The sequence below is a fragment of the Nocardia sp. NPDC004582 genome (assembly GCF_053602115.1).
The window spans coordinates 24953-40594 of sequence record NZ_JBSGCY010000054.1; the positions used below are offsets into that span (position 1 = coordinate 24953).

Consider the following 15642-nt stretch of genomic DNA (forward strand, 5'->3'; position numbering starts at 1 on the left):
TCGGCGGCTCTTGGCCCGAAAATCTTCGGATAGGGAGCGCTGCCGACGCAGGGCCGCGCGGGAGGGATCATCGTGGGCCGTCCGGCGCGGGTCGTCACCGCAGTCACCTGTCTCGTCCTGATCGCCGCGCTGGCCGCCGGCTGCGGCCGTTCCGGCACCGCCGTCCCCGGTGAGCTGGATGTCCGCACCCTCGACACCGGGTCCTATCCGGTGAACCGCTACACCTACGACCCCAACAATGGCGGCAAGGGCGCGACGCTCGAGGGCATCCGCATGACCGCGGCGGTGGCTCCCGCGGTGAAGATCGATCCGGCGTTGAACATCGGCCGCGGCGGCGCGGTGCTGGCCAGTGTCGATGATGTGCTCAATGTCAGTCACCTGGCCTCCGCGGTGAAGAACGTGCTGGTGAATCGCGGCTTCGTGGCCGGTTTCGCGGCCAGCGGCTCCGATCGTGAGGACGTCAACGACAATCCGGATCCGAACGGCACCACCATCACCACCCGGGTGCTGCGCTTCCCGACCGCGGATGCCGCGAAGCTGGCGGCCCGCGAACTCGAGGACGCCGACTTCAGCGTGGCGTTGAACGCCAACCAGAAACTCACCCTGCCCGACTATCCGGACGCGTACGCGCACTGGCGGCCGGGCGTGCCGACCATCGGAGTGGCGATGGCGCACAAGGAGTTCGTGATCTCGCTGTTCATCCTGCGCCCCACCGCCGACCAGCAGGGCCTGCTGTCCTGGTCCAAGAAGACCTTGGACGCGGAGGTCCCGGTGCTGGACGCGTTCGCGCCGACCCCGACCGATCAGATCGCGCAGCTGCCGGTGGATCCGGATCGGCTGCTGGCCCGCACCCTGGTGATGGACCGCGATCACCGCACGGTGGATCCGGACAAGTTCGCGGTCTTCCCGGCCAACTGGCTGGTGCTGCCGTCGGATGATCTGGGGTTCTGGACCAAGCTGGTGTCCGATACCGGCGCGAGCGAGATGTCGGTCGCCGACGGCGGTTTCGTGATCCGGGTGCGCGACGCGCAGGCGGGCTCGGATCTGGTGGCCGGAATGATCCGGAACCTGCAGGAGACCGCCGCGAGCGCCGTGGACAAGGTGCCCGACTCCCAGTGCGTGCACCGCTCCTCGGACAAGAAGCCCAGCCGCTGCTACGTCCGCTACAAGCAGTACGTGGGTGTCGCCGACGGGGCCAATGACGCCGAGGCGCAGAAGAAGGCGGTCGCGCAGTACGCGCTGCTGGCCAACAGTCTGTAGCGAATCCGGGCCTCAGAAGCGGATGCGGTCCGCGTCCAGCAGCCGCCAGGCGGCGGGCCGATGGGCGCGATCGCCGGTGACGGGTTCCGGCTCGGCGCAGCGCGGGCACTCGGATTCCGCTGCCGCGCAGTCGGTTTCGTGCTCAGCCGGGCACGGCCCGGCCGCGCCGCGGGAGATGGTGTGCCGGGCCCGGGTGGACTCGCCGCGCGGCGTGCTGTCATCGCGGAACCGGTAGTCGCGAAAACCGAACGGCTGCAGCAGCGCTCGCAGGAATTCCACGCCGTCACCGGGCAGCACGGTGCGCTGCTCGCCGAGGATGTCGACGCCCTGGTGGTACCAGACGCGCGCGACCAGCCCCTCGATCGGATCCACCGCCCGGAAGGTGGCGCGGCCGTCCGCGGCGAGCCGGAATTCGGCGATGCGCCGCCACTGCCCGCCGTCGCGGAAGTACAACCCGACCACGGCCGGTACCCGCTGACCCATGGGAACCCCCACTCGTCGAACCATTCTCGTGGAGTATCCGACCGTGCCGTCCGGAAACCTGGAGAGCCGTCCGGAAACCTGGAGACCGTCCGGAAACCTCTACGCGCCCGATCAGTTCGTGATTCCAGGTCCGATCGAGAACCCGGGCGCCGGAGTACCGGTGCCGCAAAACGGCTGACACGAGCCCGTCGTGGTGGGCACGTATCGCGATTCGCGGTCGTCGAATCGGGCCCCGCTCACCAGCATGAGCACCAGCAGCGCCACGCCCAGGATGCCGCCGAAGACGACCAGCGCCGGCCACAGCCATCCCGTCGGCAGGTGTACCCCGAGGGCGAGTCCCTCGAACATCTCCCCCACCTCCTAGCCATAAATCGATCCCCTTCTGGGGTACACCCCCGGCCCCGCCCGAATCCACCCCTGGACACTGCCTCTGCGCCGCCACCGCCGCCCTGACACCGCACCCGCACCGGCAGCTGATGATTCGCTGTGGGCACGCCCGCGCCCCGGGCACGCGAACGGCCGCCCCGGATGTCCGGAGCGGCCGTTCGCGGGGCGGTCGCGGTCAGGCCGAGCGCAGGTCCCGGCGACGGAATGCGATGAGCCCCACCGTGATCAAGGCCACGTCGACCAGGAGCAGCACCACGATCGGGGTGGCGGTGAACGCCGCGCCCGGCACCTTGGGCGCATGCTCGAAGGGGTTCAGATCGCGCAGCCATTGCGGCGCACCGGACAGCGAGCCCAGCAGGAACGCGGCGATGGCGGCGGTCAGCACACCCCAGGCGACGGAACTCCAGCGCGGCAGCAGCCCGAACAGCGCCACGGTGACGGCCGCGAAGGTCCACACCGCGGGCACCTGCACCAGGGCCGCGGCCAGGGTCTGGCCCAGTTTGCCGCCGACGTCCCCGGCGGCGCGCCCGTACACCAGTCCGGCCAGCCCGGCCGACACGACCAGGGCCAGCAGCGGCCCGAACAGCCCGTACGCCAGATGCGATGCCACCCAGCGGGTTCGCGACACCGCTCCGGTGAGCACGGTCTCGGCGTGCGCGGTGCTCTCCTCGGCGTGCAGCCGCAGCGTGGCCGATACCGCGTAGGCGGCCGCGCCGACCGCGACCATCGTGAACGCGTAGTTCACCATCGCCTTCTCCAGCGAGTCCGAGCCGCCCATCCGGGTGATCAGATCCTTGATGGTCTGGCTGGTGCCGAGTTCGTCGCCGATGCCGTGCACCACGCTGCCGATCAGCAGCCCGTACAGCCCGAGCCCGACGGTCCAGGCCAGCAGGGTGCCGCGCTGCAGCCGCCACGCGAGTCCGAACGGACCGTTCAGGGCGGCGCCGGCGGTGGCCGCGCCGGGGCGTTCGGCGAGCAGGCCCGCACCGATATCCCGGTGCGCCAGCAGGTAATACGCGGCCACGGTCAGCACCACGGTGGCGGCCAGATGCAGCAGCAGGATGGCGAAGTGGTCGCCGGCGTACGGCCGCACCTGCAGTGACCAGCCCTGTGGTGAGAGCCAGGTGAGCGGACTGGTCGGCCCGTCGCCGGCGCGGGCGTCGCCGACGGCCCGCAGTGTGTAGGTGACGCCCAGCACCGCGAACGCGAGCCCGCGCGCCACCCGCGCGCTCACCGACAGCTGTGCGGTGACCGCGGCGACCGAGGCGAACACGATGCCGGACGCGGCCAGCGCCAGCCCGAACGCCAGCGATCCGGTCTTCGGCACCGAAGTGCCGGCGAGACTGACGAATCCGAGCAGCCCGGTCGCCAGCGCCGCGCCGTAGGTCATGATCAGCACCGCGGTCAGGCCCGCGAACCGCCCCACCCGGGTGGCGGCGAGCAGTTCGGTGCGGCCGGTCTCCTCGTCGGCGCGGGTGTGCCGGATGACGGTGAGGATGGTGGCGACGCCGATCAGCGTGTGGAACATCCCCGCCTTCCAGATGCCCACCGCCCCCAGGTCGGTGGGGTTGTAGACCGGCCCGTACATGGCGAGCTGGGCGGGGCTGGCGAGAATGCTGGCCGCGAGGTGCGCCAGATCCTGCGGTGTGCTGTAGATCTTCTCGACGCTCTTGATGTAGACGCTGCCCAGCGGCAGCGACAGCAGCAGCACCCACAGCGGCAGCACGATCCGGTCGCGCCGCAGGTACAGCCGCAGCAGCTGCCCGGTGCCGGTGAAATCGGCCGCGCGCAGCGGTGATTCGGCGATGCGGGGCGCGGTGGCGGTGACGGCGGTCATTTCGACACCTTCTCCCGCTCGTCGGCGGGCGCACCGCCGTCGAGCGAATAGTGGCGCAGGAACAGTTCTTCCAGGGTGGGCGGCTGGCTGACCAGGCTGCGCACGCCGGCGTCGCCGAGCACCCGGATGAGCTCGCCGAGGTGTTCGCTGTCGACCTGGCAGTGCAGGGTGTTGCCCTCGACGCTGATGTCCTCGACGCCGGGCACCCGGCTGAGATCGCCGGGGCTGCCGATCATCTCGGCGGTGATGGAGGTGCGCGACAGGTGCCGCATCTGGGCGAGCGTGCCGGTCTCGACGGTCTTGCCCGCGCGAATGATGGTGACCCGCTGGCACAGCTTCTCCACTTCGGACAGTATGTGGCTGGACAGCAGCACGGTGGTGCCGCGCGCCACCGCCTCGGCCACGCATTCGCCGAACACCTGCTCCATCAACGGGTCCAGGCCCGAGGTGGGTTCGTCGAGCAGCAGCAGTCGCGCGTTCGACGAGAACGCCGAGACCAGCGCCACTTTCTGCCGGTTGCCCTTGGAGTAGGTGCGCGCCTTCTTGGTCGGGTCCAGTTCGTAGCGCTGGATCAGTTCGGCGCGCCGGGCCTGGTCGATGCCGCCGCGCATACGGGCCAGCAGGTCGATGGTCTCGCCGCCGGACAGCGAGGGCCACAGCGTGACATCGCCTGGCACGTAGGCGATGTCACGGTGCAGCGCCACGGCGTCGGTCCACGGGTCGCGGCCCAGCACCCGGGCCTCGCCCGAGGTGCGGGACAGGATGCCGAGCAGCACGCGGATGGTGGTGGACTTCCCGGCCCCGTTCGGCCCGAGGAAGCCGTGCACCTCACCGTGCGCGACCTCGAGGTCGAGGCCGTCGAGGGCGTGCACCTGCCCGAAGTTCTTGTGCAGGTCCCGGACTTCGATCGCCGGGGTGGCGGGAGTGGTCATCGAATCTCCTTGTAGGAAAACGATTGTGGGAACCGAAGGGTTATTCGGCTTGCTGTCGCAGGTAGGCGTCCAGCATGGTGCGGTCGGCCAGCAGACCGTTGCTGAAGAGCTCGAGCGCGGGCAGCATCATGTGATCGGCGTACTCGCGCAACGCCTTCCGGTAGTCCACCGGCCCGTCGTGCTCGGCGGCGTACAGCTGCAGGAACATCATCATGCCGCCGCCGTTCTGGGTGGCGATGTAGCGCGCCATGGCCGCGATGTCGGGCACGGCGCGCACGGTGCCGGACGCGATCCCGGCCCGCAGGTACAGCTCGGTGTCCTCGACCATGTGCTCGAAGAAGTTCCGCAGCAGTGGCCCACCCGCCTGGAGACTGCGCATCAGGTAGGCCATCAGCGGCGCGAATTCCTCGATCTCGGCGAGCTGCCGCATCGTCGCGGTGGGCGAGGGGTCCTGGAGCGACTCCAGCTTGGCGGCCTTGACGGTCGCGCGTACCTGGTCGTCACACGCCTCCCGGAGTCCGTCCTTGGACCCGAAATAGTGGATGACCAGCCCGGGGGACACTCCGGCGGCGGTGGCGATGGCACGCACGCCGACTCCGAACCCCTGCTCCCCGAACACGGTGATCGCGGCGTCGCGAATCCGCGCCCGGGTGGTCAGATCGTCGATTGAACGCACGTTTAACAGATTAAACACTCGTTCAAAGCGGGCGCAAGAGGGAGCGTGTGACCCATTCGGTCCGATTGGTCATCAGAGAAATATGGCGCGCGCATCGGGGAGATCCGCGGTCCGGCATCAGGGAAATCGGCGGATCCACGCGGATTTTCCGCGCGCGGAAAAACGCCCGCGAACAATGATCGCGGCGCGGACTATCGACGGGCGGATCACCCGGGCAGGGTCGAAATCATCACCGGCCGTGGGCTTCTCGCCCCACGCCGCCCGCTCAGCCGCGCGAGGCGCAGAGCAGGCCGTCCCCCACCGGGATCAGCACGCTGGTCAGATCCGGGTCCTCGGCGATCGCCCGGGTGGCGGCGCGCACGGCCGTGGTCTGCGGATCGCGCTGGTTCGGATCCGGCACCCGCCCGCCGAGCAGCGCGTTGTGCAGCAGGATCGCCCCGCCCTCGCGTAACAACCGCACCGCCTGCGCCACGTACTGCGGGTGCTCGAGCGGCGCGGCGTCGATGAAGACCAGGTCGTAGGCCCCGTCGGCGAGCCGCGGCAGCACGTCGAGGGCGCGGCCGTTGATGAGCCGGGTGCGCGCGGGCGCGATCTCGGCCGACCGGAACGCCTCGCGGGCCGCACGCTGATGCTCGGGCTCGGAGTCGATGGTGGTCAGCGTGCCGTCCTCGCGCATACCGTCGAGCAGCCACAGCCCGCTCACCCCCGCCCCGGTGCCGACCTCGACCACGGCCCGCGCCCCGAGCAATTGGGCGTACATGCTGAGCAGCGCGCCGACGGCCGGCGCGACCGGGGCGGCGCCGAGTTCGAGGGCGCGTTCGCGCGCGCCGACGAGGATGTCGTCCTCGGCGACCGATTCCTCGACGTATTCGAGGTTGCGCTGCAGGTTCTGTGCCGCGGGAGTCAGGCTCACGAAGTAGAGGCTAACGGCGATACACCGGTAAGGCGTGGCGGTGACCGGCCGGTGTGGCGATTTTTCTCAGGTGTCCCTCAGCCTCTGCATACGGCCGCCACATCACGACCGACCAGAGTAATGCTCACGCCAGGCCAGCGACCGCGGGCTCGGGAACGGGAACAGCCGATCGAACGGATGGGTTGACACCGGTAACCGAGGTTCACGGTCCCGAGTAGGAGGTAACCCCATCCACATGGTCGACGCGGCGCGTGAACACGCCAACACCCTGCCCCCGCAGATTCAGCCGCACGACAGCGACACCCCGCTGGACGGTGCTGTGCTGCTGTCCCCCGCCGACGACGAGGCCGCCCTCACCGGGACCGCCGCCTTCGACGCCACCGGCGACCGCAACGTCATGCCCACCTGGGACGAACTGGTCCGCGAGCACGCCGACCGCGTGTACCGCCTGGCCTACCGCCTGACCGGTGACCCGCAGGACGCCGAGGATCTGACCCAGGAAACCTTCATCCGGGTGTTCCGGTCCCTGCAGAACTATCAGCCCGGCACCTTCGAGGGCTGGCTGCACCGCATCACCACCAACCTGTTCCTGGACATGGTCCGGCGCCGCAATCGCATCCGCATGGAGGCGCTGCCGGAGGACTACGACCGCGTCCCCTCCGAGGGTCCCGATCCGGAGCAGGCCTATCACGACGCCAACCTGGATCCGGATCTGCAGTCCGCGCTGGACTCGCTGGCCCCGGAATTCCGTGCCGCCGTGGTGCTCTGTGACATCGAGGGTCTGTCCTACGAGGAGATCGGCGCGACGCTGGGCGTCAAGCTGGGCACCGTGCGCAGCCGCATCCACCGAGGACGTCAGGCACTGCGCGAGCAACTCGAGCATAATGGGGTGGAGCGGCGCATCGCCGCCGAGCAGATCGGGTGACCCGCGGGCAGCGCTCGCCCGAAGAACTCGAATCGTCCGGAAGGGTGTGCAGCGTATGAACGGCGAGGACCGACCGCACCGTCGTCCCCCGCGTTTCGCCCCCACCGAGCATCTGGCCAGTGAGGCCATCGCCGCCTACGTGGACGGCGAACTGCGCATGAACGCGTATCTGCGTGCCGCTCACCATATTTCCGTGTGCCGGGAGTGCGCGGCCGAGGTGGACGCCCAGCAGCAGGCCCGGATCGCGCTGCGGCAGTCCTCGGATCAGATCTCCGCGCCACTGAGCCTGCACGACACGCTGAGCCGGATTCCGCGGGCGCTGTTGCAGGAGTGCGCCAATCACCCCGCGCCTGATCCGGCCGACCGGGATCGCGGTCCGCTGGCGCGCGGCATGAGTTCCTTCGGGCTGCGCCAAGATTCGTTCGACAGCAGACGGTGGACCTCGTGGTGGCGCAAGTAGAGTCCATAGCGTGACCACCGAATCGAAGAACACCGGGCCCGAGCCCGAACGGGAGGCGACCTCCGATTCGGCGGCCGATCGGGGGAACCTGCGGCCGTCGGACGCACCGGTGCTGGGCCCGCGGCCGGTGTACCGGCCGCATGTGGACAATCACACCGCGCGCGCTTTCCGCCGCCCCAACGGCCTGAACGGCTCGTTCGCGGCCCGCACCGCGGGTGCGGCGGCCGCGGCGGCGCCGGGGGGATCCGAGATTCAGAACCGGCCGCCGGATTCGGTGCTGGCCGAGGCGTTCGGGCGTCCGGAGGGTTCGTCCGAGCTGTTGCAGCGCGATCCCGAGGCCAAGGACGAGAACGCCGCGCCGAGCGCGCCCGCCGATCCGTGGCGGGATCCGAATTCGACCGCGCGCCTGGGCACTCCGGCCGTGCCGCAGCCCCCGGCGCCACCGCTCACCCCCGGGCCCAAGCTGGGCGCGCGCGAGGTGCTGTTCGGTGGCCGGGTGTCGTGGCGGGCGCTGTCGCTGCTGGCCGCCATCGCCGCGGTGATCGGCCTGATCGGTGGTTTCGTCGGGGCCTTCACGGGTTCGTCGGCGTCGGCGCTGACCTCTCGCAAGGTGTCGTTGCAGTCCGCGCCCGCCGCGCCCGAGTCGCACAACCAGATCACCAAGGTGGTCAACGCGGTGATGCCCGCGGTGGTGACGGTCCGCGCCTGGCTGGGCGACACCGGTTCCACGGGTTCGGGTGTGGTGATCGACGGCGAGGGCTACATCGTCACCAATAACCACGTGATCTCGCTGGCCGCCAATGACAAGTCGGGCAAGGCCAAGCTGGATGTGGTGTTCTCCGACGGGCAGCGGGTGCCGACCCGCATCGTCGGGCGCGACACCAAGACCGATCTGGCGGTGCTCAAGGTCGACGTGAAGAACCTGTCGGTGATCCAGCTCGGCAGTTCCGGCGATGTGCAGGTCGGCGACGAGGTGCTGGCGCTGGGCTCGCCGCTGGGCCTGGAGAAGACGGTCACCTCCGGCATCGTGTCGGCGCTGCACCGGCCGGTGAAGGTGGGCGGCGAGGGCACCGACACCGATGCCACCCTGGACGCCGTGCAGACCGACGCCGCGATCAACCACGGCAACTCCGGTGGCGCGCTGGTGGACATGCAGGGCCGGCTGATCGGCATCAACTCGGCCATCAAGTCCGAGAGCGGCGGTTCGGTGGGCCTGGGCTTCTCGATCCCGGTGGATCAGGTCAAGCGCATCTCGCAGGCGCTGATCCACAATGGCGAGGTGTTCCACCCCGTACTGGGCGTGAGCGCCAAGACCAAGCTCGTCGCCAATGACGTGATGAGCGGCGCGGCGGTGGCCGACGTGCAGGCCGGGGGCCCGGCCGCCAAGGCGGGCATCGTCGAGGGCGACGTCATCGTGAAGGTCGGCGACCGTGACGTGTCGGGGCCGGAGGAGCTCACCGTGGCGGTGCAGTCGCACGAGATCGGTCAGACCGTGAACGTGAAACTCATTCGCGACGGCCGTGAGGTCGATGTTCCGGTGACGCTGGAAACGGATAAGAAGAACGGGTAGGTAGCCTGTACTCGTGTTCAGCAATATCGGCTGGGGCGAGATGCTCATTCTGCTTGTCGCCGCCCTCGTGATTCTGGGTCCGGAGCGACTGCCGGGCGCCGTTCGCTGGACCGCGCACGCCTTGAAACAGGCCCGCGATTACGCCACCGGCGCTTCCCAGCAATTGCGCAATGAGCTCGGCCCGGAATTCGACGAGATCCGGAAACCATTGGAACAGTTGAACGAACTGCGGGGTATGAATCCACGGTCGATGGTGACCAAACACCTGCTGGACGGGGACGACTCGATCCTGAACAGCTTCACCGACCTGACCAAATTCGACAAGCCGGGCAGCACCGCGAACAGCGGAAACGGTTCCAGCAATACCGGATACGGCCCGATTTCCATGCCGCCGGAACAGAAACCGCTGGAGCGCAACGAACGTCCGCCGGTGGATCCCGACGCCACCTGAGATCAATTCTGTCTACCGGACTTGACGCATGACGCTGTCCAGCTATCTAGACTGCGCACATGTCGGCCGACGAGGTGGCCCGGGTATTCGCGATCGAGGACAAGGTCGAACGCCTGAAAGCCGCCACCGAAGGCGTGGCAGCCGCGCAGCAGCAGATCAATGAGCTGACGCGCATCCGCCGCGCAGTCATCCGCGAACTACATGCCGAGGGCTGGACGTTCGCCAGAATCGGTGCGGCCGCGGGCCTTTCCCGCGCCCGCATCCATCAGGTGAGCACGCAGGGCCCGGTGCCCGAGGGCCTGTTCTTCGGTCATGGTCCGCTCACCATCCTGACCCCGGACGTGCGCAGCACCACCCGCTCCATGGCCCTGGTCGGCGCGCCCGACGCGGCCGCGCCGCACCGGCTGGTGGAGTTGCTGCGCGAGCTCGGCTTCACCGCGAATGTCCAGCGGTTCCTACCGGGCCGGCCGCTCGATCTGGATCGGGACGGCCTGATCGTGCTCGGGGGACCCGAATTGTCGCCCAGTCTGCGATATCTGGTGGCCGCCGATCCCCGGCTGCGCCGCACGGTGGCGCGGGCCGGGCGGGTGCGCCGGGGCATCGAGGACCGGGCCGCGCGGCGGGTCTACCGTCCGGGCGGCACCGAGCCCTACGACATCGCCTACCTGGCCCGCCTCCCCCGCCCGGACGGCAAGGGCAGCGTGCTGGTCATCGACGGCCTGCATCCGCCCGCCTCGCTGGGCGCGATCCGGCTGCTGGCGACCCGGCTCGCCACCCTGCACGAGCGGGCGGCCACCCACCCGTTCTCGGCGGTGGTGGGCGTGCGGTACGACCGCTCGACCGGCGAGCCCATCGAAGCGGATCTGCTCACTCCGATCTATCGCCACGACAGGGCTTGATTGCCCTCCGCTTCGCTCCGGGCCACTGCCCGGCGGTCCTTCAGGCCGCGGCCTCCTCGGAGCGCAGGGTGTTCATCGGGGGTCGGTCGGCAAGTGAGACGTCGGTCGTGTTCGCGATGAATTCGCCTGCCACCATGGGGAATTGGGTCAGGGCGGCCCCCGAGTCCTGGATGCCGCTGCGGCCCAGGACGGTGCCCAGGATCTGACGGCTCATGACGCCGAGGTCGGCCAGCGGGCGGTTGCGGTGCTGGCGGACACCGAGATTCACCTGTCCGATGGCCGAGAGGCCGAGCAGGTCGTAGGTGTCGAGCAGCAGGCCGATCTCCACGCCGTAGCCGGGGGCGAAGGGCACGGCGGTGAGCAGTTCGCGGGTGCCCGCGTACTCGCCGCCCAAGGGCTGCAGCACATTCGAGAGTTCGGGGCGCAGCGCGGCCAGCAGCGGACGGGCCACCAGTTCGGTGACGCGGCCGCCGCCGTGATGGTCGACGGATTCGCCGGTGCGCAGCGGACGGCGGTAGTACGCCTTGACCAGGTGCATGCCGTCGACGGTCAGCAGCGGGCCGAGCAGCTTCGGCACGAAGTTCGGGTCGGGGTCGATGAGGTCGGAGTCGACGAAGGCGATGAGGTCGCCGCTGGTGACCGCCAGCGACCGCCACAGGCATTCGCCCTTGCCGGGGACCGGGTCGAGTTCGGGGACGGCCTGTTCACGAGTGACCACGCGGGCGCCGGCGGCCTGTGCGCGGGCGGCGGTGGCGTCGGTGGACCCGGAGTCCAGGACGACGAGTTCGTCCACCAGCGTGCCGAGCAGGGGCCGGATGCTGGCCACCACGGCGGCCACGGTGGCCTCCTCGTTGAGGGCGGGCAGGACCACCGAGACGGTGCGGTCACCCTTGGCCGCGACGAGTTCGGGGACCGACCAGTCGGGCCGGTCGAAGGTGTTGGTGTTCACCCAGTCTGTTTTCATGCGAGACCTCGCAAAGTACGGGCGGGTGGGCGGTGACCCTGGATGGCGGCGATCATGTCCACGACCCGGCGGGTCTGGGCCACCTCGTGCACTCGAAAGACGCGAGCACCCGCGGCGGCCGACCAAGCAGTCGCTGCCAATGTGCCCTCCAATCGTTCGGACAACTCGACACCAAGAGTCTCTCCGATGAAATCCTTATTGCTCAGCGCCATCAAGACGGGCCATCCGGTTTTCACAAGAACGTCTATCGCCCGCAACAATTCGAGCCCGTGATAGGTATTTTTCCCGAAATCGTGGGTCGGGTCGATCAGAATCGAGTCCTTGGCCACCCCGGCCGCCGCAGCATTTTCGGCCGCGGCCACCACCGTCTCGGTGACCTCGGTCACCACATCGGCGTACCGCACCCGATGCGGACGGGTCCTCGGAATGGCGCCCCCGGTATGTGAGCACACGATTCCCACACCCAATTCGGCGGCCACGCCGACCAGTTCCGGGTCCGCGCCCGCCCAGGTGTCGTTGATCAGATCCGCGCCCGCGGCGACCGCGGCCCGCGCCACGTCGGCCCGCCAGGTGTCGACGCTGATCAGCAGCTCGGGATAACGCTCGCGGATAGCCGCCACGAACGGCACCACCCGGCGCGACTCCTCCGCGGCGTCCACCTCCGAGCCGGGCCCGGCCTTCACCCCGCCGATGTCGACCAGATCCGCGCCCCCGGCGACCGCGGTGTCCACGGCCCGCAGGGCGGCCTCGTCGGTGAACGTCGCGCCCTTGTCATAGAAGGAGTCCGGCGTCCGGTTCACGATCGCCATGACAAGCGCCCGATCCGTCGCCACCGGCTTCCCGCACAATGTCGGCAACGGCGCACACATGCCCCCGACTGTACTGTGTCTAATTTGCCCCTCCGCTTCGCTCCGGGGCGGTTCGCGGCCCTGGAGGTCTCGTTCTTCCCTCCCTCCGCTCCTCCGCTTCGCTCCCCCGCTCCACTCAGTCCAGAACGAGCGGCTCCATAGACCTGCGCCTTGGCCGCGAACACCCAGCGAGTCCAAGAATCAACCGCGCGGAACGTTGCCCGCAGCGACGTCCGCCACGTACTCGGGATAGGCCGGAACATAGCCGTCAGTGCGGCCCGCAAGGACGTAGAGCGTGCTCTCGACGTCCGGGGCATAGCCCTGCTTGCGCAGTTCGACCTTCCGGTTCTTGAACGTGGAGGTCTGCTCGAGTTCCGGCACCACCCGGATGAACAGCGGCACCGCGTAGGTCGGCAGCCGGTCGTAGAGGGCCTTGGCGGCCACCTTGCCGTCGAAGTGCGCGCCCTCGTGCAGGGTCACCGCGGCCATGCCCGCCTTGCCGTCCGTGCCGGGGATGTCGACGCCGTACACGACCGCCTGGGTGACGGTGTCGATGCCGTCGAACGCGCCCTCGACCTCGGTGGTGGCCACGTTCTCGCCCTTCCAGCGGAAGGTGTCGCCGAGCCGGTCCACGAAGGCGATGTGACCGTAGCGCTGGTCGCGGACCAGGTCGCCGGTGTCGAACCAGCAGTCGCCATCGGCGAAACCGTCACGCACCAGCTTGGATTCGGTGGCGGCGGCGTCGGTGTAGCCGTCGAACGGCGAGCTGTCGGTGACCTTGGCCAGCAGCAGCCCGACCCCGCCCGCGGGCACCCGGCGCAGCCGGCCGTCGGCGTGGCGCAGCGCCTTGCCGGTGGCGTCGTCGTATTCCACGATGGCGAAGGGCAGCGGGGTGAAGCCGGCGGTGCGGGACACGGAGAAGGCGTTGATGAAGGCGACGTTTCCCTCACTCGCACCGTAGAACTCGACGATGCGCGCGATGCCGAACCGCTGCTGGAACTCGTCCCACAGTTCGGGGCGCAGGCCGTTGCCGACGCACAGCCGGATGCGATGCTCGCGGTCGGCGGGGGTGGCGGGCTGGTTGAGCAGGTAGCGGCACAGTTCGCCGATGTAGACGAAGGCGGTGGCCCGGTTGGCGACCGCCTCGTCCCAGAAGCGGGTGGCCGAGAACTTGCGGCCCAGCGCGAAGGTGGCGCCGCCCGCGATCACCGAGGACAGGGCCACGGTGAGGGCGTTGTTGTGATAGAGCGGCAGGCAGCTGTAGAGCGTGTCCTTGCCTTCCAGCCGCACGCCGAGCCCGCCGATGCCGGCCATCGACTTGGTCCAGCGCATGTGGGTCATGACGCTGGCCTTGGGCAGGCCGGTGGTGCCGGAGGTGAAGATCAGGTAGGCGCGTTCGCGGGCCGTGATCTGTTCGGTGACAGTGGGATTCGAGGCATCGGCGGTGGCGGCCTCGGTCTCCAGCTGCTCGGTCCACAGCAGCGTGGGCCGGGCCTCGGTGAGGGTCTCCAGCGCGTCGGCGCACTCCTCGCCGATGACGTCGAGCACCGAGTCGAGCAGCCCGAAGCTGTGCTGCAGCACCACGTCTCGCTGATTGTGGTTGAGCAGGCCCGCGGTGGCGCCGAGTTTCACGGTGGCGAGCACGGTGAACAGCGCTTCGGGCCGGTTCACCATGAGGATGCCGACCACGTCGCCGCGCGTGACGCCGTGCGCCGCGAGCACCTTGGCGTACCGGTTGACCAGGGCGTTGGCCTCGCCCCAGGTGTATTCGCGCCCTTCGAATCTCAGGAAGGGCCGGTCCGGGTGCTGGGCCGCGCCGCGCTGGAAGAACAACCCGATCGAGGCCTGGTCGCCGGATTTGACGGCCAGGCGCCCGACGTTGCGGATCATGCCGGGTGCTTGCCGTGCCATGCCGGGCAGGGCGCGAACCAGGTCGAGCAGGCTCACCGTCGAGCGCGCGTCGGTATTCATGAGCACACCCTTACTGATCCGCCCGATCTTGTCGAGTGAAACCGTGGAGTTCCGGTCAGCGGGTGAGACGCAGCCCGGCGAAGGCGGTGTCGAAGCTCTTGGTCACCAGCACCCGGTCGATGGCCTCGAGCCCCGCGTAGCCGCGCACCCGCAGCTCCCCGATCCAGTCGAACAGGCCGCGGTAGTGGTCCTGCGGGTCGAGCACCACCACCGGTTTGGCGTGCACGCCCAGGTAGGCGCCGGTCCAGGTTTCGAAGAGCTCCTCGAGCGTGCCGATGCCGCCGGGCAGGGTGAGGAAGGCGTCGGCGCGCTCGTCCATGACCTGCTTGCGCTCGCGCATGGTGTCGGTGACGATCAGCTCGTCGGCGTCGGTGTCGGCGACCTCCTTGTGCACCAGGTGCTTGGGGATCACCCCGACGGTGTGCGCCCCGGCGGACCGCGCCGCCCGCGCGACCGCGCCCATCATGGAGACATTGCCGCCGCCGGACACCAATTGCCAACCGCGACGGCCGATCTCGGCGCCGACCCGGGTGGCCAGCTCCAGCGCCACCGGATCGTCGACGCTGGCCGAGCAGTACACGCAGACCGCGTAGGCGTCACTCACCACTGGTCCTCCACCCCCGCCTCGTTCATCTCCTTGCGCGCCTGCGCGGCCAGGGTGACGATCTCCACCACCTCGTCGACGCTGTCGGTGACGTGCAGCAGTCCCAGGTCGCCGGCCGCGATCTTGGCCGAGCCGAGCAGCGAGTCACGCATCCAATCCACCAGTCCCGCCCAGTATTTGGTGCCGAACAGGATGATCGGGAAGCGGGTGATCTTGTGGGTCTGCACCAGGGTGAGCGCCTCGAACAGCTCGTCGAGGGTGCCGAAGCCGCCCGGCATGCAGACGAATGCCTGGGAGTACTTGACGAACATGGTCTTGCGCGCGAAGAAGTACCGGAAGTTGATGCCGAGGTCGACCCACTCGTTGAGGTGCTGTTCGAACGGCAGCTCGATGCCGAGGCCGATCGAATAGCCGCCCGCCTCCGACGCGCCCCGGTTGGCCGCCTCCATGGCGCCCGGGCCG

At 69.3% G+C, this 15642-nt stretch carries 17 protein-coding genes; 6 read left to right on the top strand and 11 right to left on the bottom strand.

Going from position 1 to position 15642, the window contains the following annotated elements; translation table 11 throughout:
* Positions 1–72 precede the first annotated feature (72 nt).
* Entirely contained in the window at positions 73–1260 is a 1188-nt protein-coding gene (locus tag ACWELJ_RS17170) for a DUF7373 family lipoprotein (protein ID WP_452367104.1), read from the top strand.
* A 12-nt stretch (positions 1261–1272) separates the two neighbouring features.
* Here the strand turns inward: ACWELJ_RS17170 and ACWELJ_RS17175 are convergent, their stop codons facing one another.
* The 6 genes from ACWELJ_RS17175 to ACWELJ_RS17200 all read right to left on the bottom strand — a co-directional run bounded on the left by ACWELJ_RS17175 (position 1273) and on the right by ACWELJ_RS17200 (position 6488).
* The gene (locus ACWELJ_RS17175; protein ID WP_452367105.1) at positions 1273–1767 is read right to left on the bottom strand and encodes a hypothetical protein; all 495 of its coding nucleotides are present in this window, start codon (positions 1765–1767) and stop codon (positions 1273–1275) included.
* A gap of 87 nt (positions 1768–1854) precedes the next feature.
* Positions 1855–2091, bottom strand: coding sequence for a hypothetical protein (locus ACWELJ_RS17180; RefSeq protein ID WP_452367106.1), 237 nt, complete (start codon positions 2089–2091; stop codon positions 1855–1857).
* Positions 2092–2305: 214 nt separating this feature from the next.
* Positions 2306–3967 carry an ABC transporter permease gene (locus tag ACWELJ_RS17185; RefSeq protein WP_452367107.1) on the bottom strand — a complete coding sequence of 554 codons (1662 nt, stop codon included), beginning with the start codon at positions 3965–3967 and terminating at the stop codon, positions 2306–2308.
* Complete coding sequence (locus tag ACWELJ_RS17190; RefSeq protein WP_452367108.1) at positions 3964–4899, bottom strand: ABC transporter ATP-binding protein; 936 nt, start codon at positions 4897–4899, stop codon at positions 3964–3966. The genes ACWELJ_RS17185 and ACWELJ_RS17190 overlap by 4 nt, the downstream gene beginning before the upstream one ends.
* 40 nt (positions 4900–4939) lie before the next feature.
* Positions 4940–5575: a TetR family transcriptional regulator gene (locus ACWELJ_RS17195; RefSeq protein WP_452367109.1), complete on the bottom strand. Its 636-nt coding sequence runs from the start codon at positions 5573–5575 to the stop codon at positions 4940–4942.
* 265 nt (positions 5576–5840) lie between these two features.
* Positions 5841–6488 (bottom strand): O-methyltransferase, encoded by a 648-nt coding sequence (locus tag ACWELJ_RS17200; protein ID WP_357091424.1) that lies wholly within the window; start codon positions 6486–6488, stop codon positions 5841–5843.
* Between the two features lie 235 nt (positions 6489–6723).
* Here ACWELJ_RS17200 and sigE point away from each other — a divergent pair, with 235 nt between their 5' ends.
* The 5 genes from sigE to ACWELJ_RS17225 are packed head-to-tail and all read left to right on the top strand — an operon-like array spanning position 6724 to position 10793.
* Positions 6724–7413, top strand: coding sequence for an RNA polymerase sigma factor SigE (gene sigE / locus ACWELJ_RS17205; protein WP_452367110.1), 690 nt, complete (start codon positions 6724–6726; stop codon positions 7411–7413).
* A 55-nt stretch (positions 7414–7468) separates the two neighbouring features.
* On the top strand, positions 7469–7873 hold the full coding sequence (locus ACWELJ_RS17210) for a hypothetical protein (RefSeq protein ID WP_357283308.1): 405 nt from the start codon (positions 7469–7471) through the stop codon (positions 7871–7873).
* A 10-nt stretch (positions 7874–7883) separates the two neighbouring features.
* Positions 7884–9443 carry a S1C family serine protease gene (locus ACWELJ_RS17215; protein ID WP_452367111.1) on the top strand — a complete coding sequence of 520 codons (1560 nt, stop codon included), beginning with the start codon at positions 7884–7886 and terminating at the stop codon, positions 9441–9443.
* A gap of 13 nt (positions 9444–9456) precedes the next feature.
* Positions 9457–9894 (top strand): Sec-independent protein translocase protein TatB, encoded by a 438-nt coding sequence (gene tatB / locus ACWELJ_RS17220; protein ID WP_452367112.1) that lies wholly within the window; start codon positions 9457–9459, stop codon positions 9892–9894.
* A gap of 59 nt (positions 9895–9953) precedes the next feature.
* On the top strand, positions 9954–10793 hold the full coding sequence (locus ACWELJ_RS17225; RefSeq protein WP_357091433.1) for a hypothetical protein: 840 nt from the start codon (positions 9954–9956) through the stop codon (positions 10791–10793).
* A 40-nt stretch (positions 10794–10833) separates the two neighbouring features.
* Here ACWELJ_RS17225 and ACWELJ_RS17230 read toward each other — a convergent pair whose 3' ends face one another.
* The 5 genes from ACWELJ_RS17230 to ACWELJ_RS17250 all read right to left on the bottom strand — a co-directional run.
* Positions 10834–11757, bottom strand: a complete 924-nt coding sequence (locus ACWELJ_RS17230) for a glucosyl-3-phosphoglycerate synthase (RefSeq protein WP_357091435.1) — start codon at positions 11755–11757, stop codon at positions 10834–10836.
* Positions 11754–12626 (bottom strand): dihydropteroate synthase, encoded by an 873-nt coding sequence (folP, locus tag ACWELJ_RS17235; RefSeq protein WP_379093716.1) that lies wholly within the window; start codon positions 12624–12626, stop codon positions 11754–11756. Before folP ends, ACWELJ_RS17230 begins: the two co-directional genes overlap by 4 nt.
* 180 nt (positions 12627–12806) lie before the next feature.
* Positions 12807–14576: a long-chain-acyl-CoA synthetase gene (locus ACWELJ_RS17240; RefSeq protein WP_452367113.1), complete on the bottom strand. Its 1770-nt coding sequence runs from the start codon at positions 14574–14576 to the stop codon at positions 12807–12809.
* Between the two features lie 55 nt (positions 14577–14631).
* Positions 14632–15183: an LOG family protein gene (locus ACWELJ_RS17245; RefSeq protein WP_452367114.1), complete on the bottom strand. Its 552-nt coding sequence runs from the start codon at positions 15181–15183 to the stop codon at positions 14632–14634.
* Positions 15177–15642 (bottom strand): LOG family protein (locus tag ACWELJ_RS17250; RefSeq protein ID WP_452367115.1); only part of this gene is annotated, 466 nt, incomplete at its 5' end. The genes ACWELJ_RS17250 and ACWELJ_RS17245, both read right to left, overlap by 7 nt.